Source organism: Sphaerimonospora mesophila (genome assembly GCF_001417795.1).
In the GTDB taxonomy this organism is placed as follows: domain Bacteria; phylum Actinomycetota; class Actinomycetes; order Streptosporangiales; family Streptosporangiaceae; genus Sphaerimonospora; species Sphaerimonospora mesophila.
Map to the genome: position 1 here is coordinate 442,018 of NZ_BCBX01000031.1, position 19,492 is coordinate 461,509.

General features: G+C 71.9%; 15 protein-coding genes and 1 pseudogene. 3 read left to right on the forward strand and 13 right to left on the reverse strand.

The annotated features are described in order from the left end of the window. Position 1 precedes the first annotated feature (1 nt). The 12 genes and pseudogenes from AP234_RS06460 to AP234_RS06515 all read right to left on the reverse strand — a co-directional run bounded on the left by AP234_RS06460 (position 2) and on the right by AP234_RS06515 (position 14,625). Positions 2 to 943, reverse strand: a complete 942-nt coding sequence (locus AP234_RS06460) for an ABC transporter permease (protein ID WP_235557989.1) — start codon at positions 941 to 943, stop codon at positions 2 to 4. Further along, the gene (locus tag AP234_RS06465; RefSeq protein WP_083501832.1) at positions 940 to 2,004 is read right to left on the reverse strand and encodes an ABC transporter permease; all 1,065 of its coding nucleotides are present in this window, start codon (positions 2,002 to 2,004) and stop codon (positions 940 to 942) included. Before AP234_RS06465 ends, AP234_RS06460 begins: the two co-directional genes overlap by 4 nt. After that, entirely contained in the window at positions 2,001 to 3,833 is a 1,833-nt protein-coding gene (locus AP234_RS06470) for an ABC transporter substrate-binding protein (RefSeq protein ID WP_055478604.1), read from the reverse strand. The genes AP234_RS06465 and AP234_RS06470 overlap by 4 nt, the downstream gene beginning before the upstream one ends. Before the next feature lie 88 nt (positions 3,834 to 3,921). Beyond that, on the reverse strand, positions 3,922 to 4,890 hold the full coding sequence (locus AP234_RS06475; protein WP_083501833.1) for a MurR/RpiR family transcriptional regulator: 969 nt from the start codon (positions 4,888 to 4,890) through the stop codon (positions 3,922 to 3,924). 52 nt (positions 4,891 to 4,942) lie between these two features. Continuing rightward, on the reverse strand, positions 4,943 to 6,511 hold the full coding sequence (gene nagZ, locus AP234_RS06480) for a beta-N-acetylhexosaminidase (protein WP_083501834.1): 1,569 nt from the start codon (positions 6,509 to 6,511) through the stop codon (positions 4,943 to 4,945). 8 nt (positions 6,512 to 6,519) lie between these two features. Then, positions 6,520 to 7,557 carry a BadF/BadG/BcrA/BcrD ATPase family protein gene (locus tag AP234_RS06485; RefSeq protein WP_055478605.1) on the reverse strand — a complete coding sequence of 346 codons (1,038 nt, stop codon included), beginning with the start codon at positions 7,555 to 7,557 and terminating at the stop codon, positions 6,520 to 6,522. Positions 7,558 to 7,651: 94 nt separating this feature from the next. Next, a complete protein-coding gene (locus AP234_RS06490; protein WP_055478606.1) occupies positions 7,652 to 7,876 on the reverse strand; it encodes a hypothetical protein in 225 nt (74 codons plus the stop codon). Between the two features lie 140 nt (positions 7,877 to 8,016). Continuing rightward, entirely contained in the window at positions 8,017 to 8,646 is a 630-nt protein-coding gene (locus AP234_RS38405) for an ATP-binding protein (protein WP_431998255.1), read from the reverse strand. Positions 8,647 to 8,689: 43 nt separating this feature from the next. After that, a pseudogene (locus AP234_RS39405) lies at positions 8,690 to 10,306 on the reverse strand (PP2C family protein-serine/threonine phosphatase); the annotation flags it as partial. A gap of 1,157 nt (positions 10,307 to 11,463) precedes the next feature. After that, positions 11,464 to 12,198, reverse strand: coding sequence for a YcnI family copper-binding membrane protein (locus tag AP234_RS06505; protein WP_055478609.1), 735 nt, complete (start codon positions 12,196 to 12,198; stop codon positions 11,464 to 11,466). Positions 12,199 to 12,230: 32 nt separating this feature from the next. Next, positions 12,231 to 12,836: a hypothetical protein gene (locus AP234_RS06510; protein WP_055478610.1), complete on the reverse strand. Its 606-nt coding sequence runs from the start codon at positions 12,834 to 12,836 to the stop codon at positions 12,231 to 12,233. Positions 12,837 to 12,906: 70 nt separating this feature from the next. Then, a complete protein-coding gene (locus AP234_RS06515; protein ID WP_055478611.1) occupies positions 12,907 to 14,625 on the reverse strand; it encodes a DEAD/DEAH box helicase in 1,719 nt (572 codons plus the stop codon). 160 nt (positions 14,626 to 14,785) lie between these two features. Here AP234_RS06515 and AP234_RS06520 point away from each other — a divergent pair, with 160 nt between their 5' ends. Further along, positions 14,786 to 16,021 (forward strand): MFS transporter, encoded by a 1,236-nt coding sequence (locus AP234_RS06520; RefSeq protein ID WP_055478612.1) that lies wholly within the window; start codon positions 14,786 to 14,788, stop codon positions 16,019 to 16,021. Here AP234_RS06520 and AP234_RS35960 read toward each other — a convergent pair. Beyond that, positions 15,912 to 16,709, reverse strand: a complete 798-nt coding sequence (locus AP234_RS35960) for an alpha/beta hydrolase (RefSeq protein ID WP_200926250.1) — start codon at positions 16,707 to 16,709, stop codon at positions 15,912 to 15,914. The two genes, AP234_RS06520 and AP234_RS35960, sit on opposite strands and share 110 nt — an antisense overlap. Positions 16,710 to 17,051: 342 nt before the next feature. Here AP234_RS35960 and AP234_RS06525 point away from each other — a divergent pair, with 342 nt between their 5' ends. After that, entirely contained in the window at positions 17,052 to 18,479 is a 1,428-nt protein-coding gene (locus AP234_RS06525; RefSeq protein WP_055478613.1) for a sensor histidine kinase, read from the forward strand. A 218-nt stretch (positions 18,480 to 18,697) separates the two neighbouring features. Continuing rightward, positions 18,698 to 19,396, forward strand: a complete 699-nt coding sequence (locus AP234_RS06530) for a methyltransferase domain-containing protein (protein WP_055478614.1) — start codon at positions 18,698 to 18,700, stop codon at positions 19,394 to 19,396. Positions 19,397 to 19,492: the final 96 nt, after the last annotated feature.

Sequence of the window (19,492 nt, forward strand, 5' to 3'; positions counted from 1 at the left end):
GCTACTCCTCCCGCAGGCGGGGGTTGAAGATCTCGTCCATGGCGTCGACGATGAGCACGATGCCCAGCGTCAGCAGCAGGATCGCGAGCAGCGGAGCCATCAGGTACGGCAGCGCCGCCGGGGTGGTGAGCGCCCCGCCGTTGAACACGGCCAGGTTCAGCATCACGCCCCAGTTGTTCGACTCGAACGGCAGGACGCCGAGGAAGAACAGGCCCACCTGGGCGTAGACGGCGCCGGTGACGGCGATCAGCATGTTCATCGCGATGTAGGGGGCCATGCTGGGCAGCAGTTCCCGGCCGATGATGTGGGTCGTGGGCAGGCCGAGGCCGCGCGCGGCCTCGATGAACCCACGCTCGCGCAGCGACAGGGTCTGGGACCGTACGGCACGGGCCACCCCGCCCCAGCCCAGCAGACCGAGCACCAGGCCCATCTCCAGCGGACTCTCGAACTTCCACACGGTGGACAGCACGAGCAGCAGCGGCAGGCCGGGGATCGCCAGGTTGACGTCGGTGATCCGCATGAGCACGGTGTCCCAGCGGCCGCGCCGGAAGCCGGCGAACAGGCCGATGAGCGTGCCGAGCGCGACCGTGATGACCGCGGTCGCCAGGCCGGTGAGCAGCACGTAGCGTGCTCCCGTGACGACCAGCGCGAGCACGTCGGTGCCCTCGAAGTCGGTGCCGAACGGATGCCGCAGGCTGGGCGGGGCGTAGAGGGCCTCGTCGTCCCTGGGCAGGTGCTCGGGGTAGAGCAGCGGTCCGGCCACGCCCATCACGGCGAAGCCGGCGACGATGACGACCCCCAGCATCCGGCTCGGCTTGCGGCGCAGCACCCGCCAAACCCCGCGCCAGAAGTTGCGGCGCAGTGTCGCCCGGGTGACGCCCGGCGGGCCGCCGGGGGCCGACTGGAGGCCGGCCGCCTCCTGGGCGTTGATCATGATGCTCATGCCGACCCTCCGCTCCTGACCCGGGGGTCGATGGCCGTGTAGAGCAGGTCGGCGACGATGTTGGCGACGACGATGCCGATCGTGATCACCAGGAACGTGCCGCCCATCAGCGCGTAGTCACGGCTGCTGATGCTGCCGACCAGCAGCAGCCCGAGCCCGGGGTAGTTGAAGATCTGCTCGATGAAGATCGACCCGCCGAACAGCATGCCGATCGACAGGGCGAGGATCGTGAACAGCGGGAGGATCGCGTTGCGCGCGATGTAGCGGAACACGATCCCGCGTTTGAGGCCGCGAAGCTCGGCGGCGAGGATGAAGTCGTCGCCGAGCACGGCGACCACGTTCGACTTCATGGCGAGGATCCAGCCGCCGTAGCTGGCCAGCGTGTACGTCACGACCGGCAGCACGGCGTGGTGCGCCAGCGAGCCGAGGTATCCGGGGTTGAGCCCGGGCACGTGCTCGACGTCGACCGGGCCGCCCGACGGCATGATCGGCCACAGCGTCGCGAAGATCGCGGTGAGCAGCAGGCCGATGACGTAGACCGGCACGCCGTGCAGCAGCGAACCCGACAGCGCGAGCACGTCGCCGAGCCGGCCCGACCGCTTGATCGCCGCGTAGACGCCCATGATGACGCCGAGCAGGAAGCTCAGCAGCGTGCCGGCCAGCACCGGCAGCACGGTCCACCGGGCCGCCGAGCCGATCAGCGTGGTCACCTCGACGCCCGGAGTGCTGAGCGAGCGGCCGAGGTCGAAGTGGAGCAGCGAGTTCATGTACCCCAGGTACTGCTCCCACAGGCTGCCCGTGGGCAGGAAGCCGTACAGCACGGCCGTGGCCCGCTCGGCCTGCTCGGGCGACATGCCCTTCTGGATCAGGCTCTCGTACTGACCGCGCACCGGGTCTCCCGGGATCTCCCGGATGATGACGAAGCTGATCGTGGCGACGACCCAGATCATGACCAGGCCACGTGCGACGTGGCCCGCCACGCGCCGGACGACCGCCTTCGGCGACGCCGACGAGGTCGGCGATGTCTTCGACCGGGCGCGTACCCGGAGCGTTGCCGTCATGCCTGCCTCTTCTTGATCATCCCGAGTTGCATCCACACGCCCGACGACAGCCGCAGCGCGTCGTGGTCGTCCGGCGGGAAGGCCGTGTACCGGGAGGTGTTCGCGAACTGGGTGTTGACGTAGTCCCAGAGCTGGATGACCGGCAGCTGCTCGTTGGTCAGCCGGGCGAGGACCCCGACGATGCGCTTGCGCTCCTCCGGGCCGGTGTAGCTGAGCCTGCTGGTCAGCTCGCCCGGGTTCACCGTGCCGTCGGCTCCCGCCTCGACGGTCTCCGGGCCGCCCATCCAGTTGCCCTGGGTGCCCGGGGGCACGTGCGACAGCCGGCCGCCGAACATCTGCCAGCCGTTCGCCTGGCCGTACAACCGCTGGAAGATGTTGTACGGCGACGGCCCCAGCCCGATCAGCCAGAACGCGACGTCGTACTTGCCGTCCGCCAGTTCTCCAAGATAGAGGGTGTAGTCGGCTGCGGTGACCACGGTGGCGTCGATGCCGTGGTCGCCGAGCTGGCTGCTGATCGACTTGGCCGCGGCCACCCAGTCGGAGAACGAGGCGGGGACGTGGATCCGCACCTTCCACGGCTTGCCGCCGGGCAGGGCCCACCGGCCGTTCCGCTTGGTCATCCCGGCGGCCCGCAGCTCGGCCTCGGCCTTGGCCGCGTCCACGCGGTAGGGGTCGAGCCGGTCGAACCCGCCGTCCAGCCAGGCCCTGGCGGCCTTGGCGTGGATGCCCGAGGTGGTCACGGCGGGCGTGCCGCCCTCGGGGGAGGCGATCTTCGTGACCTGGGCGCGGTCGATCAGATAGGCCAGCGCCCGCCGCACGTGCACGTTGTCGTACGGCTTGTGCGACTGGTTGAACGCCATCGAGGTGGCCACGGGCGAGTAGCCCTTGATCACCTTGCTGCCGCCGGCCGCGCGGATGCGCTCCATCACGGCGGAGGGCACCGACGTGAACGGGGCGTTGTCGAGCTTGCCGGCGATCAGGTAGTTCCAGATCTGCTCGTTGCCGGTGTAGTTGAGCACCTTCACCTTGTCCGGCACGATCGCGGCGCTGTCGTAGAAGTAGGGGTTGCGCTTCAGCAGCGCGGCGCCGGGGTTCACCCGCTCCAGCACGAACGGCCCGGCGGACACGTCACGCTCGGGGGTGAAGGCGATGACCTTCTCGGCGAGCCCGGTGATCTCGGCCTTGGCCGTCTCGGCCGCCGGGCCCGCGCCGTCCTGGGCGACCTTCAGCGTCTGCCAGAAGTCGGAGGGCAGCAGCCCGCCGAAGACGTGGGCGGGCACGACGACGGTCGACAGCAGGTTCCTGAGGAACATCCCGCTGCGGTTCGCGCCCTGGGTGATCTTGATGGTCTTCGCGTCGACGACCTGGATGTCGGCCGCCGCGCCCGCCGCCCTGGGGTCGAGCGCGTACGCCGTGCCGCCCTGGGTGTAGGCCAGCCCGATCGAGACTCTGACGTCCTCGCTGGTCACCGGCTTGCCATCGGACCACCTGGCGTCCGGCTGCAGGTGGATGACGACCTCCGACTGGTCGGGCGTCGTGGTCCAGTTGTCGGCCAGTCCGGGGTAGAACCGGTTGGGATCGACCGGGTCGTTCTTCGGCCAGGCGAGCGCCATCCCGTTGTAGCCGGCGAAGACCGACCCCACGGGGTTGAACGGATTGATCGGCGCGCTGGCGTTGATCTGCTTGCTGCCGTCGATCGTGGTGTAGACACCGCCGCCCGCCGTGTGGGCGGCCCCCGTGTTCCCGGTAGTGCCGGTGGTCCCGGTAGTGCCGCAGGCGGTGGCGGTGGCGAACGTCGCCAGAGCCACGATCGCTGCGAGTCGCTTCATGGGCTGCTCCTGGTTCCCGATTGCCTGGACGATACGGGCGCTCCAGCGGCGACGTCAATTTTTTCCGCCCGCGCAGCAAGATACGGAGTTAATTTTTACCGAGCTGGTTTACCTGGGAATATGTCGCGCGAGATCGTCCACGTTGATCGTTCAGAAACCGATCGAGCACCGCCTTCGTCGCCCGCAGCGCCCCGTCCGACGCTTCGAAGGCACGCTGGGCGACACCCACGAAGACGCAGTCGACGATCAGCAGCTGGCTGATGCGGCTCGCCAGCGCCCCCGGCCGGAAGGCCGTCTCCCGGCCGGCCGAGACCAGCACGTGATCGGCCGTGGCCGCCAGCGTCGACCGCGGGTTGTTGGTGATCGCCACGGTCGCGGCGCCGGCCGCGCGCGCCGTCCGCATCGGTTCGAGCACGTCGGGCGTCTCCCCGCTGCAGCTCACCCCGACGGAGACGTCCCCCGCGCCGGACAGCGCGGCCCCCGTCAGCGCCAGGTGCACGTCGGTGAAGGCGTGACAGTGCACCCCGATCCGCAGCAGCTTCTGCGCCATGTCGGCGGCCACCAGGCCGGAGGCGCCCACGCCGTACACACTGACCCGCCGGGCCCGCGTCAGCGCCTCGACCACCGCGCCGAGCCGCGCCGAGTCGAGCTGCGCCGCCGTGTCCGCGAGCGCGTCGGACTCGGCCCGCGTCACCTTCGCGATGACGTCGGCCAGCGGATCGTCCGGCGCCAGGTCGCCGGGCACGAGCCGGTCCGGCCGCTCGCGCGCCGAGGCGGCGGCCAGCGCCAGGCGGAGCTGGGAGTATCCGGTGAAGCCCAGGGCCCGGGCGGTCCTGACGATCGTGGCCTGGCTGGTGCCCGAGGCCGTGCTCAGCTCGGTGATCGTGCTGCCCGCCACCATCGCCGGGTCGTCCAGGATGAGCCTGGCGACGGACCTACCGGCGGGCGTGAGCGACGGCAGCACCGCGCGTACGGTGGCCACCAGGCTGCCCGGACGGCCGGAGGCCCGCTGGGACGCGCCGGAGGTCTCCGGGGACGAGTCGGGGCGCGCGCTCATGGAACTCCTTCGCCAGACGGCTCTGTGCAGGGTGGATTTCGGGGGGATCCGGTCACGACGCCGGTGCGTCGCCGGTCAGCCGGCGGGCGGCGGCGCGCATCGAGGCGGCCGAGTCGCCGTGCGTGGCAAGGTACACCGCCCCGGCGGGCGGTCCCGGCACCCCGGTCTCCACCACCACCGTGTCCGGGCGTGCCCGTACGGCTTCCGCGACCAGGCGCCGCATCCAGGCGTGCCGCACCGCGTCGTGGACGGCGAGCACGACCGGCCGCCCGGCCGCAGCCGCGAGATCGGGCAGGCCGTCCCCCTCGCCGATCTCGGCCCGCAGCGTCCCCGGGAGGATCTCGGCGATCGCCGCGGCCAGGCCCGCCCTGCGGGATCCTACGGTAGGCCCGACCGCCTCGGTCAGCCGGGCCGATATCTGGACGACCAGCGGCGCCGCCCGCAGCACCGGCCGGGCCGCCGCACCGGTCATGCGCAGCGCCGCCGCGGCCGCGGCCTCTCCCAGCCCCTCGTCGGCGTCGGCGGCGGCCGCGGCGCGGGCGTTCGCCTGGGCGGCGTGCCAGCGGGCGAGGCGGCGCACCCGGCCCGCCGCCTGCGTCAGCCGTTCCTCGGCGAGCCTGCCCTCCCGGACCGCCTCGACGATGGCGTCGCGCAGTTCGTACACGCTCTCGCCGCCCGGCGAGGACCGGCCCACGCAGATCGCGTCGACCCCGGCGGCCAGGGCCCGTACGGCGATCTCGCCGGGCTCGTGGAGCGCGGCGACCGCCCGCATCTCGATCGCGTCGGTCACCAGCATGCCCTCGAAGCCGAGCTCATCGCGCAGCAGCCCGGTCAGCACGGCGCGGCTCAGCGTGGCGGGCACCTCGTCGAGGGCCGGCACGAGCAGATGCCCGCACATGATCGCCTGGACCCCCGCCTCGATCGCGGCGCGAAACGGCGGCAGATCACGCAGGTCGAGCACCTCGCGCGGCGCCTCGACGGTGGGCAGTTCCAGGTGGGAGTCGCTGCGGGTGGCGCCGTGACCGGGGAAGTGCTTGGCGCAGGCCGCCACCCCGGCGCCCTGCAGCCCGTTGATCCAGGCCACGGCGTGCCGGGAGACCTCCTCGGGGTCCGCCCCGAAGGAGCGGATGCCGATGACCGGGTTGAGCTGATCGGCGTTCACGTCCACCACGGGGGCGTAGTCGAGCGTGATGCCGGCGGCGCCGACGAGCCGGCCGATCTGGCGGGCCACCCGCTCGGTCAGCCGGACGTCGCCGGCCACGCCCAGCGCGAGGTTCCCCGGCCAGGAGCTGCCGGTGCCCGCCTCCAGCCGGGTGACCGTGCCGCCCTCCTCGTCGACCGCGACGATCGCCTCGGGGTTGTCCGCGCGCAGCGCCGCGCTGAGTTCGGCCGTCTGCGCCGGATCGGCGATGTTGCGGGCGAACAGCACCACCCCGCCCAGGCCCTCGGCCAGTGCCCTCCGCAGCCAGTCGGGCGGAGCCGTGCCCTCGAAGCCGGGCTGGAGCACGGTCATCGCGAGCCGGCCCAACTCGCCCGCCGACCCCGCCGAGCCGTCCGCTCGCTGCCCGATCTTCGCTATTAGTGGTGTATGCTGCGATCTGTCCGTTTTTCGGCCACTCATCGCGCCCCCTATGAGCCGAGCCGCTGTGCGATGAGCCTGCGGTGGGCGTCCAGGGCGCGCGGATCGCCTGCCGGCAGGGCGGCCCGGAGCGCGAGAGCGGCGGCCCCCGCCGCGCCGTCGCCGGCGAGCAGCCAGCCGCCCGAAGCGGGGTCCGCACCGGCCTGCTCCCCCAGCTCGGCGCGCACCAGTCCGGCCAGCACCGTCGGCTCGGTCAGCAGGGATCCGGCCAGCACGAGCGGGCCCGACGCCGGGAGATCGGTTCCGTTCGCGCGCGGCGGCGGTTCGGAGCGTACGGCACGTGCCGTACGGCACAGCAGCGCGGCGCCCTCCCGGAGGATCTCCCGCGCCACCGGGTCCCCGTTCGCGGCGGCGGCGTCGGTCATCGGCGCGAGCGTGGCGAGCCAGGCCGGACCGGACTCGGCCACACGGGCGTAGACGGCCGCGACGATCGTCCGGGCCAGCTCGGCGGAGTCCCGCCGGTCCCGGTCCCCCGTTCCTTCGCCGAGGATCGCGGCCGCGACGTCGTCGACCAGCGCCGTGGGCGCGGCGCGGCCGTCGAGGGCGGTCAGCGCGGCGGCGACGGCACGCCTGCCGATCCACACCCCCGACCCTTCGTCGCCCAGCAGCCAGCCCCAGCCGTCGGCACGCCGTACGACCCGCCAGTCGTGGACGTGGGCGCCGACCGCGCCGGTGCCGGCCACCAGGACGGTCCCGTCCGGCTGCGTGGTCGTACCCGTGAACGCGACGAGCATGTCCGGGACCACCGTGGGACGGCCGGGCAGTCCGGCCTCCTTCCAGGCGCGTTCCGCCAGCCCGCCCATGGCCTCGGCGCCGGCCAGGCCGAATACTCCCCCGGCCACGCGCGAATGGTCGAGGCCGTCCAGCGCGGCGAGCAGCGCGGCCAGCAGGTTGGCGGCCGGATCGGCGACGGAGACGGCGTTCGCGCCTCCGGCGCGTCCGCGTCCGGCGATCTCCCCACTCTGGCGGGCGACGACACACCGCGTGCTGGTGCCACCGCCATCCACTCCGACGAACAGAGCCCCCACGGTCGCCCCTCGCACTCTTCGTAGATACCCTCCGACAACCTACAAGCGAGCGGAGAATTTCTACAACGCTTCCCGGCGGGCCGCCCGGGCGGAGCTACTTCTTACTCTCGGCCAGATCGACGATCGCGGTGGCGGCGCGGAAGAACTTGTTGCGCCCCATGTCCCCCACCGTCTTGATGTTGAAGGCCTTCTTGAGCAACTCGGCGTCGCTTTCCGACACGCCCGCCAGGGCCTGGACCGGCGCCTTGACGAGATCCTCGAGGTTCACGTCCTCGTAGTCCCGGTCGAGCAGCTTGCTGAGATCAGCGTTGACGGCCATATGTCCCCCCGCTCAAGTCCCCTGCCGGACATCTCGAAGTCCAAGGCTTCGAGCCGAAGCCCTGCTCGGCGAGTCCCCGTCAGGCGGAACCCCCTCTGTCGTAAGACGTGCCCGAACCGCCCTCACCCATCCTCGTGATCTTACGGTTTCTCATGGGCTTGCAGTTGACCGGCCGGTTCCCCCTCCAGGAACTGCTCGGCCCAGATGATTTTGCCCCGTTGCGTGTAACGGGTGCCCCAGCGCTCGGCGAGCTGGGCGACGAGAAACAGCCCTCTGCCTCCCTCGTCGGTGATGGCGGCCCGGCGCGGCCGAGGGGAGGTCTCACTCGCGTCGGACACCTCGCAGATCAGCTTCCGGTCGAGGAGAAGACGCGCGCTGATGGGCTCGCTCCCGTACCGGATCGCGTTGGTGACCAGCTCGCTGAAGATCAGCTCGGTGGTGAAGCCCAGCTCGTCCAGGTTCCAGGCCGACAGGCGCCGGGCGACCTCGGTGCGTACGCGGGACACCGCCGCGGGATCGACCGACAGATCCCAGCAGGCCACGTGGTCGGCCGGAAGCGCCCGGGTGCGGGCGACCAGCAAGACGACGTCGTCGGATCGCCGGCCGGGCGGCAGGACGGTCAGCGCCGAGGCGCAGGCCTCTTCTGCGGAGCGGCCGCAGGAGCCCAGCGCCGCACGCAGCCGTTCCATTCCCGGGCGGGGGTCGTCCGGATCGTCGGCGAGCAGTCCATCGGTGTAGAGCACGAGCTTGCTGCCCTCGGGAAGCCTCACCTCGGCCGTCTCGAACGGCGGCCCGCCCAGGCCCGGCGGCAAGACCCAGCGGCGGCCCGGCGGACTTGTGCGGGAACTCCACCGATCCGTCGGGATGGACGACGGCGGGGGGCGGATGGCCGGCCGAGGCGAGCGTGCACTGCCCGCCGGCCGGATCGTAGACGGCGTAAAGGCAGGTGGTGCCCGTGACGGGGTCACCCGCGCCATCCGTCATGAGGTTCTCCGCCGCGATGCCGAGCGACCCGGTGGCGTCGTCGCCCGCCCGATCGGCCTGCTCGCACGCGAGCCGGCGGACCAGGTCGTCGAGCTGCCCGAGGATCTCCTCCGGCGCCAGGTCCAGAGCGGAGAAGTTGCTGATCGCGGTGCGCAGGCGGCCCATGGCCGCGGCGGCGTACAGCCCGCTCCCGGCGACATCGCCCACCACGAGGGCCACGCGCCCGCCGGACAGGGGGATCACGTCGAACCAATCACCGCTGATGGCCTGCTGCGCGGGCAGATAGCGGTACGCGACCTCGACCGCGTTCTGCTCGGGAAGACTCCGCGGGAGCATGGCGCGCCGCAGGGCCAGGGCCATGGCCCGTTCTCGGACGAACCGGCGGGCGTTGTCGATGCACACCGCGGTCCGGGTGCTCAGCTCCTCGGCGAGGGCCAGGTCATCGTCCTCGAACGAGGTCGAACGACGCATGAAGGTGACCACGCCGAAGATGCCGCCGTGCGTGCTCAGCGGGGCGGCGATCAGCGATCGGATGCCGGCTTCCGGTTCCTGCGCCGGCACCGGCCCTCCCTCGGCGAGACAGCGCGCCTGCGCGGAGGAGGACGGGTAGCGGACCTGCCGCCCCTGCTGCCGCCGAGGACCGGTGGAGGCCGGCATCTCCTCGATGTCGCGGGTCACGACCCGGCGAAGGTCCGCCCCCGGTTCACCGGTCCCCTCCCCGCCCCGCAGTACGGGCTCCGGCATATCGACCGTGACCAGGTCGGCGAAGCGGGGGACGGTCGCCTCCGCCAGCTCTTCGGCCGTCCGCACCACATCCAGCGTCTGGCCGATGCCCATGGCGGCCTCGAACAGGAGTCGCAACCGATTCCTGGCCGAGGCGGCGAGCCTGCCGACGCCCCGCTCGCCGACGAGAAGCAGCCAGGGGTCATCACCGACGTCGCGCCGCGCCGACGTCGCGGGCGCGGGCGGCGCCCCGGCCTTCTCCTCCGCGCCGGGCTCGGTCCTGATGATGTACGCACCCGCGTGGATCGGGGGCGTCGTCGCCGTACGAGCCGAGGGCGGCGCGCTCTCGGTGAGCGCAGGCGCCGCGAAGAGGGGCACCTCCGCGAGCGGCTCCCACGCGCCGCCGTCGATCCGCACCTGCGCGAACACGCCGACCACCCCGGCGGACTCGATCACCGGCACCGCCCGGAGCACGGCCACTCGGCCATGGGAGAGCGGCACCCTGACGGCCGCGCGCTGCCCGTGAGCGATCAGCTCCACGGCCCTCTCCTCCAGGATGAGGTGATCACTCCGAGAGAGATCACGAAGCGCCGGGCCACCCAGCAGACCGGGTATCGCCTCGGTGCGGAGAAAGGCATGGAGCATGTCCCGCTCCCGCTGCCTGCTCTGCTCGAGCAGCCGTCGTTCGACGGCGGCGGCCACGTGACCCGCCAGCACGGTCATCGCCGGATGCTCCCGCCCGTGGAGACAGACGACGGTCACGCTGCCCTCCGCCCGTCCGGTGAGCGGATCCAGCACCGGAACCCCCGTGGCGGTGAACGGCCGCACGCACTCGGCGAGATGCTCGAACGCCGAGACGCGGAAAGGCGACCTCTCCCGCAACGCGCTACCGACGGCGTTGGTGCCGAGAAGATCTTCGGCGTAGCAGGCCCCGGGCAGGTGATGCCGGGCTTCGAGTTCCCTCGCGAGCACTCTGTCGCCGACGACCTCCGCCAGCAACCTGGCCTTGTCGTCGTTGAGGAGCAACCCCGTCTCCGCGTCCGCGATGACGGACCGCACTCGATCGAGCACGGGACGGGCCGCCCGGACGAGCGGGCCGTCCCAGTCCAGCTCCACCGGATCCCCGAGATCGAGCTCGTCCGGAACCAGACCCGCCGCGCGGCATCGCCGCCACGATCTGAGGACGGCAGGGCTCACCTGTCCCTCGACCGGCTCCCGATCGAAGAAGCGCTCTACGGTTCGCTCGTCAGGGTGCACAGGACCTCCTCGGGCGGCTTCCGGCCGGGAGGTCGAGTCCCGGCGGATCCTCCGCCCCTGTCGGCGATCACCACTGCCACGACCGTGAGTCTATACCTCACATATTGGATGAAAACCGACAAATATCCTATGTTCTGCGCTCGACATTCAGGCTACCCAGCCGACCTCAAAGGGAGTGACAAGCGCGAGCCACGTGCAGCGGAGCTGGTCCGGCGCGGGGCCGCGACCTCCCTCCGGCACGGTCCTTCCTCGGCGTTCACACAAGGGTCATGAAAGATCGAGAACGTCCGGATACGAGCGCTTCGAATTTCGTGGTGAATCTATCGATGGCCGACTTTCCCAGGGTTGTGACGGTGATCGCCAGCAGCCGTCCGGTGAGCCCGCCGGAGCGAGTGCCGCGCCTTCCTGATCTACGTGGTGCCGGCCTCGGGCCCTGCCCGTCGGGGTGGTGTGCCAGGAGCCCGCCGAGCTCCTGGCACATGTTCGACGATCACTTCGAGCGGCTTCCCGGGGGATGACCCGGGCCCGGGCTTTCACCTGTTCCGGAACCCGAACCGCCCGGCCCCGGCTCGGGCGCGGACCCTCGCCGAGGCCGATCCGTCGAACGGGTGGACGCCGCCGATCTAGCTCCGGGAACGGCGCAGGCCGGCGACGCCGACGGCGGCTCCGGCCACGCCCACGGCGATGCCGATCCCGGCCAGCAGCCGGGCGGTGCCGTCCGACGCGTCCTCAGCGGCGGGGGACTCCGCATCGGCCGCGACGGCGGCGACGGACGGCGACGGGCTCGCGGCGCCGTGCTGGTCGCCCTCGCCCTCGGCCGGCGCGACCAGCTTGAGGACGGGGACCGGGTGGTCCGCCTCCGAGCCGTCGGCCTTGGGCGCGTCGGCCCACTTGACGACCTCGCCGTTGGTGTAGGTCTGAACCGTCGGGAACTGCAGCTGGTCGACGGACTTCGGCAGCGGGCCGAGCGACGCCTCGAACTCCTGGAACTCCCCGGGGTTGATCTTCCCACCGGACCAGGTGATCTTCAGAACCGACTCGGTGACCTTGTCGCCGTCGTCGTTCACGACGGGGGCGGGCAGTTCGCCCCTCGTCACCTTCACGTCCCAGCCCTGGACCGGCCGGACCGAGACGAAGGGCAGCGGGTGATCGGTGGGGAACTCGACCTCGATCTTGCTGGTCGAGGCGTTGTCGCGCTCGTTCGGCACCCGGAAAGCGATCTTCGTCCAGCCGCCCTGCGTCGCCGTTCCCGGCTGGATCGACACGTGCGCGAAAGCGGGGAAGGCGAGACCGAGGGCGAGCGCCAGGGCGCCGGCGCCGACGGTCGCGACCCGGCGTGTCACAGCGGTGAATGCCATGAAAGTTTCTCCAGTCGTATGGGGGATATGGACTACGAAAGGAGAAGCCCGGGCGGCCCGCGCCGGATCACGGCGTGCCGGAGGAGCACCGCGCACCCGGGCAGGACCGGCTCCGGTCCACGCGAACGCGGGCGCGGCACGACGTCGTCTCCGGCCCCGATCCGGCCGAGCAGCGGGCGGAACCACCTGACCGCGCGCACGCCGATCCGGCGGAGGATCGACCACACGAGCGCCTCGCCACGCGACAGCCACCAGCCCGTGATCAGCGCCGCCGTCAGGTGGGCCACCAGCATCCCCGCGCGCACGCTCAGCGGCTCGCCGTGCTCGTACAACCCCAGCTCATGCGCCGGGTCGTGGGCCACGGGAGGGTGAGGCACGACGCCGGGCCGCCGGGCCGGGCCGAGCATCTGGTGCAGGAGCACCTGGGCGGCGAGGACCAGCCCGATGATGGTCTCCGGCGAGCGTTGCCTGCCCGCCAGAGCGGTGGCCGCCGCCATGACGGCCAGCCAGCCCACCAGGAGGATTCGGGGGGTGGGGCCGGCCCCCCCGGCGAACCAGTGCGCGCCTACGGCGAGCAGCACGCAGACGGCGGAGAAGGTGGCCGACCGCGCGATCCGCAGGGGGACGTTGGCGCGCATGACGGGGGGAATTGTTCCACACAAGCCGACCGGCGGCGGCGCGAACGCGATCACCGTGGCCGGCGACGCCTCAGCGGTGCCCGGAGAACTCGTCGCGGTCCCGGCGGACCGGCGGCTTCTTCCCCTTTATGGTGGTCTTGCGCAGCGCGTTTATCACCTCGTGCGCGGCCGACTCGGGGATCTCCACGAGTGAGAACCGGTCGGCGATCTCGATCGCCCCGATCTCGCGGCCGCTGACCCTGGTCTCCCCGGTGATGGCCCCGACCAGGTCACGCGGACGGACCCCGACACTGCGGCCGGCGCCGACGAAGATCCGGGTCATCCCGCCGGCCGGGCCGCGCCCGCGCCGATCCTCACGCCCGGGGCCGCCGTCGCGCCGGCCCCGATCCGGCCGGGGCGCCCTCGGGGCGACCTCCGGGATCTCCTCCTCGTCGGCGGCGGCTCCGGTGGACTCGTGGGCGAGTTTGACCGCCGCGAGCGCGATGTCCATGAGGTCGAACTCGCCGGCGAGGGTCTCGACCACGACGCGGAACCGGTCGAGGTCGACGTCCTCCACCATGCTCTCCTCCAGGGCCGACCTGGTCAGCTCCAGCCGCCTCGCCCGCAGGTCCGCGACGGTCGGCACCTTCTCGACCGTGATCCGGCTGCGGGTCACCCGCTCGATCGTCTTCAGCATCCGGTGCTCGCGCGGCTCGGCCAGCGTGATGGCGACGCCCTCGCGACCGGCCCGGCCCACCCGGCCGATCCGGTGGACGTACGCCTCCGGCGCCGACGGCACGTCGTAGTTGATCACGTGGGTGAGCTGCTCGATGTCGAGGCCGCGCGCCGCGACGTCGGTGGCGACCAGCAGATCGGCCGTTCCGGCGCGCAGCCGTCCCATCACGCGGTCGCGCTGCTCCTGTCCCATCCCGCCGTGCAGCGCCTCGGCCCGGTAGCCGCGGCCGTTCATGGTCTCGGTGAGATGGTCGACCTCCTCCCGCGTGCGGCAGAACACGATCGCGGCGGTCGGGGCCTCCACGTCGAGCACCCGCCCGAGGGCGGCCGGCTTGTGGGGGCGCGCGACGATGTACGCGCTCTGCCGTACCAGCGGAGCCTCACCGGCGGCGGGCCGCTCACGCTCGATCTTGATGCGGACCGGGTCGCGCAGGTGGCTGCGGGCCATCCCGTTGATGCGCGGCGGCATGGTGGCCGAGAAGAGCACGGTCTGCCGCTCCTCCGGGACGTCCTGGAGGATCGCGTCGATGTCCTCGGCGAACCCCATGTCGAGCATCTCGTCGGCCTCGTCGAGCACGATCATCTTCAGCCCGTCCAGGGCGAGCGTGCCCCGGCCGATGTGATCGAGGGCACGCCCCGGCGTCGCGACCACCACGTCGACGCCGCGCTCGAGCGCCCGCAGCTGCCGCCCGATCGGCTGTCCGCCGTAGATGGGCAGGACCCGCGCACCGAGGTCGCGGCCATAGCGGTGCATCGCCTCGGAGACCTGCACGGCGAGCTCTCGCGTGGGCAGAAGCACGAGCGCCATCGGCTTGCCGTCGCCGTCCCCGTTCTCATCCCCCCGGGTACGCAGGTCGTGCATCCGCTGCAGCACGGGAAGCGCGAACGCGGCCGTCTTGCCGGTCCCGGTGGCGGCCTGCCCCAGCAGGTCCCGCCCCTCCAGCAGGGGTGGGATGGCCTCCCGCTGGATGGGGGTGGGCTCCTCGTAGCCCAGGTCGGCCAGCGCCTTGAGCAGTTCGGGAAGCAGCTCGAGATCGGCGAAACCCGATCCATCGTCGATCATGTTCTCGACCATCTCAGGCTCCTCCGGGACAGACACACGCGGTACACATCGGAAACTATGATCCCCTAATCCCGGAGTTCGCTGGTCAGTGGGCGTCTCATTCGCCCGGTCCCGCACGTTGTCCCCGTAATTGTAGATTCCGGGCAAAACTCCCATCCTGTACCGTTAAGCAGTGGATCAGCAGTCGTTGCGGCGGGCCCGTGTCGCCGTCTCGGTCACGTTCGCGCTCCACGGCGCGGTGATGGGCAGCTTCGCCACTCGCATCCCCTGGCTGCAGGACCAGCTGAACGTGAACACCGGCGAGCTCGGCCTGGCCCTGCTCGCGCCCGCGGTCGGCTCCCTGCTCACGATGCCCACCGCGAGCCGCATCACCCATCGGTACGGCGGCCGCGCGGTCACCCGGTGGCTGATCTGCCTGTGGTGCGGGGCGCTCGCCCTCCCCGCGCTCGCGCCGAACCTGCCCGTGCTCTGCGCGACCCTCGCGGTGTACGGCGCCGCTTCGGGGATGTCCGATGTGGCGATGAACGCGCAGGGTGTGGTGATCGAACAGCGGGTGGGCCGATCGATCATGTCAGGACTGCACGGGATGTGGAGTCTCGGCGGGCTGATCGGCGGCGGCGTGGGCTCGGTGGCCGCGCACGCCGAAGTCGACGCCCGCCTCCACCTGGGGGTCATGGCGTTCGCGCTGGCCGTGGCCGGCGCCGTCGTCGGCGGCCTGCTGCTCGATGTGCGGTCGGAGGCGGACGCGGCGGAGCCGCCGAGGTTCGCGCTGCCGTCACGCGCCGTACTGATCATCGGGCTCGTCGGCTTCTGCGCGGTGTTCGCCGAAGCGGCCGGACATGACTGGTGCGCCGTCTACCTGACCCAGGTCACCGGGGCCTCGCCCGGGGTCGCCGCCGCGAGCTACAGCGCGTTCGCCTTCACCATGGCGGCCGGGCGGTTCTGCGGCGACGCCGTGGTCCGCCGCCTGGGCACCGTGGCGGTCGTACGTCTCGGCGGGACGCTCGGGTCCCTCGGCGGGGTCATCGTCGTGATCGCCCGCGAACCCCTGCCGGCGATCGTCGGATTCATGCTGATCGGCCTGGGGATCGCGGTGATCATCCCGCTGGTGTTCGCGGCCGCGGGCAACGCGGCGAACACGCCCAGCGAGGGTGTGGCGGGGGCGGCGACGATCAGCTATTCCGCCGGTTTCCTGGCGCCGAGCGCGATCGGCTGGATCGCCGAGGCGAGCACGCTGCCGGTCTCCTTCACCCTCGTCACCGCCATGCTGGCCGCGGTCCTGCTGGGCGCCGGCGTGCTCAGACGCGGGACCGGGGGGACTGCGGGGACTGGGGCGACTGGGGGGACGGGGACTCGGCCGGCCGTTCGGCGCCGCACCACCATCGCACCGCCGCCGCGGCGATCCTGACCGGCACCTCGTGCCCGCCGGCGAATTCCTTGTAGGTGACCTCGTAGCCGTTCCGCCGCAGCCCGGGGACGAGCCGCCTGCTGCAGACGTCGATCGGCAGCACCCGGTCGGACATGCCGTGCGAGATGAACATCCTCGGGCATCCGTGGCGGACCATGGGCGCCATGAAACCCGGGGAGAAGGCGAGCACGGCGCGGAACAGGTCTCCGTTGGACACGCCGAGGGAAAGCGCGTAGGACGCGCCGTCGGAGAATCCCGCGACGGCGACCAATTCCGCGTCGACCGTCGTCCTGGCGAACACCTCGTGCAGCGCGGTGTCGATCCGCGCCACGTCCGGGCCGTACCCGCCCACGATCACGTCCCAGGTCGTGGAGATCGCCTGCGGGGCGAGGATCAGCATGCCGAGACCGTTCGCCTGATCGGCCAGCCAGCGCAGCGCCTGCTGTGCCGTACCACCGGCCCCGTGCAGGACCACGGCCAGCCGGGACGGTCCGTCCGGCAGGTCGCGTGGCACGTGCAGCAGCGCCTGCCCGTCCAGCCGGTGCAGGCCCGGCTCGGCGGTGGTACGGCTGATCGCGGGGCGGGCGGCGAGACGGCCGTGCCGGGCGCCCTCGTCCGGAAGCGGATGGGGAGCGGCCCTCTCCAGCACGGACACGCCGACCACCTCCCGATTCCAGACGCTCCTCACGTTTCTTCCCCCGTGGGGCGCGGTTCTTTCCCGCGGCCGGATGTCCATCCCACCCCTTTGGTATTTCCGTACGCCATCGGGACCGGTGATGTCCGGCGACACTCCCGGTGACGTGGTTCCGTCTCGACAAACCCGTGACCAGCGGAAACCTTGCTCTATTCACCGATTCGATCGATCATCCGGCCGTTTTCGTCAAGACCCGGTAATGCCGCCGCAATGATTCGGCGTCCTTCCGCCTCCCCCACGCATGACCGGTATTGAAAACGCCATATATGGGGTTGGGACCTAATAGGTTCTCCCACCGGAGACGCGCCATATCGACGCCCTGGAAAGGACGGACCCGTGACAGGCGGACGCCTTCTCCCTCGCCCCCGGTCGATTCGGGCACGCTACACGCTCACCGTCGCGTTGCTGTCTCTGATCGTCCTGACGGCGATCGGGGCGAGCCTCGACTTCGTGACCAGGAACGCGGTCGAAGCCCGGCTGTTCCAGGCGACCCAGCGCACCGCCGTCGACTGGATCGTCTCGATGACCTCGGAGCGCGCGCCGCTGACCCCCGCTCTCCCGCGCCGGGCCGACCTGCTGCAGGTGACGGACGCCCGGGGCCGGGTGGTGGCGGCCCCCGCGCAGGACGCACCGCCGGTGCGCATGACCCCGCTGGGCACCGCCGAGCGCGTACGGAACCGCACCGAGTGCGGCCCGGGAGGCGATCAGTGCTTCCTGGTCACCGCCATCCGGATCCCTCCTCAGCTGAACCACCTGTTCGGGCAGGGCGCAACCCACTACATCCACGTGGGGAAGGCGCGGCCCGCCCTCCTGGCGGCGCACCGGCTGGAGCTGCTCACCGGCGCCGGGGTCCTCGCCGCGACCGCTCTCGCCGCCTGGGCGACCTGGGCGGGGGTCGGCCGCACGCTGCGTCCCGTGGCCGCGATCCGCGCCCGCGCCTCCCAGATCACCGCCGGCGACCTCAGCCTCCGGGTGCCCGAGCCGCCCAGGGACGACGAGATCGCGCAGCTCGCCCGGACCGCCAACCGGACCTTCGCCGAGATCGAGGAGACCGTGGGCTGTCAGCGGCAGTTCGCCCAGATCGTGTCGCACGAGCTCAGATCTCCGGTCACCGGTCTGCGGGTGAGGCTGGAGGAGGCCCTGACGTACCCCGACGAGGTGGACCCCCACGACGCCATCCGGGCCGCGCTGGCCACCACGGAACGGCTGCAGTCGATCATCGACGGGGTGCTGATATACGCCCGGGTCAAGCAGGAGGCGCCCACCCTCGAACCGGTCGATCTGGTCGCGCTCGCCCGGGAGGAGACGAGCTCCAAGACGTACGGCCCGCCGGTGCGGATGCACGCCTCCGGTGAGCCGAAGGTCCTCGGCAACCGGCTGCAGCTGACCGGGGTCCTCACCAACCTCATCGCCAACGCGCAGCGGCATGCGGAAACCGCAGTGGAGGTCAGCGTGGCGAGCGGGGACGGAGAGGCGGTGGTCATCGTGTCGGACGACGGCTGCGGCGTCGCACCGCAGGATCGGGAACGGGTCTTCGAGCCCTTCGTCCGCCTCGCCGACGGACGCCGCCGTGATCCCGGAGGCAGCGGGCTCGGCCTCGCCATCTGCCGCGCGATCGTCCGGGCCCACAACGGGACCCTGCGCATCGAGGACTCGCCGCGTGGCGCCCGGTTCGCCCTCCGCCTGCCGCTGCTGAGCCCGGACCGGCCCTCGGCCGTACCGACGACCGCCATCCGCCCCGCCCCCGTGATCCCGGCGCACTGAGCGCGCCCGAGGACGCCCCCGTGCGGGTACGGACCTATCCGTAGGGGGCCTGCGGCCTGATTCCCGGCGGATCACCCCGGAACGAGCCATAAGACCCCGTCATCCGGGGCAGGTGGCCGGGACAGTGCCCACCGTCTGCGGCGGCTGCCGCGCCGCCGGGAGGAGGAACCGATGATCGTGCCCCGCCTCCGCGGAGGTCCCGTTCCCGGGAGGCCGGCGTGAGCCGGTCCCGGCGCGACCTGCTGGATCGCGATCTCGAATGCGCCGCCGCCGACCTGCTCGAACACGATCCCCGGCTGGGCGCGCTCGAGGTGTCCGTACGGTTCGACGGCGGGGTGGCCCATGTCGAGGGCTCCGCCCCGGATCCGGACGACCTCGCGATCCTGCGGGAGCTGCTCGGCCGGATGGGCGGCGTGCTGGCGGTGTGGGACCGGGTCCGCGTCGGCGGCGTCGCGCCGAGAGTCGTGGATCTCGGCTGCGGCGGCACCAAGCAGCACGCCGACAACCTCGGCCTCGACGTGTGGCCGGGGCCCGCCGTCGACGTCGTCGCCGACCTGATGAACGGCGTCCCGTTCCAGGACGAATCGGTGGACCAGATCTTCGCGGTCCACGTGCTCGAACACCTCGCCGACTATCTGCCGCTGCTCGCCGAGTGCCATCGGATTCTGCGCCCCGGTGGCGTCCTGCACGTCCTCGCGCCCTGGTGGCGACATGTCAACGCCGTGGCCGACCCCACCCACGTGCGCCTGCTCGACGTGCAGACCTTCAAGCACCTGTGCCGGCCCGACCGCGCCGGGCGGTGCTGGTACCCCCTGCTCGTGACCCGCGACGAGGCGACCGTCTTCGCCGACCTGATCCCCGCCAAGGCGGGCGTACGACCGGCCGACGACCGGCGGCTGGCGCGGTTCTTCGACTGACGGCCCGGTTCTTCGACCGACGGCCCGGTTCTCCGACCGACGGCCCGGTTCTTCGACTGACGGCCCGGTTCTTCGACCGACGGCGCGGGCGCCGGT

Bases quoted from the DNA above. Each gene is read 5' to 3' on its own strand.
- AP234_RS06470 (WP_055478604.1), bottom strand. From the start codon at position 3,833: ATGAAGCGACTCGCAGCGATCGTGGCTCTGGCGACGTTCGCCACCGCC.
- AP234_RS06475 (WP_083501833.1), bottom strand. From the start codon at position 4,890: ATGAGCGCGCGCCCCGACTCGTCCCCGGAGACCTCCGGCGCGTCCCAG.
- AP234_RS06510 (WP_055478610.1), bottom strand. From the start codon at position 12,836: ATGCGCGCCAACGTCCCCCTGCGGATCGCGCGGTCGGCCACCTTCTCC.
- AP234_RS06505 (WP_055478609.1), bottom strand. From the start codon at position 12,198: ATGGCATTCACCGCTGTGACACGCCGGGTCGCGACCGTCGGCGCCGGC.
- nagZ (WP_083501834.1), bottom strand. From the start codon at position 6,511: ATGAGTGGCCGAAAAACGGACAGATCGCAGCATACACCACTAATAGCG.
- AP234_RS06460 (WP_235557989.1), bottom strand. From the start codon at position 943: ATGAGCATCATGATCAACGCCCAGGAGGCGGCCGGCCTCCAGTCGGCC.
- AP234_RS06490 (WP_055478606.1), bottom strand. From the start codon at position 7,876: ATGGCCGTCAACGCTGATCTCAGCAAGCTGCTCGACCGGGACTACGAG.
- AP234_RS06515 (WP_055478611.1), bottom strand. From the start codon at position 14,625: ATGGTCGAGAACATGATCGACGATGGATCGGGTTTCGCCGATCTCGAG.
- AP234_RS06465 (WP_083501832.1), bottom strand. From the start codon at position 2,004: ATGACGGCAACGCTCCGGGTACGCGCCCGGTCGAAGACATCGCCGACC.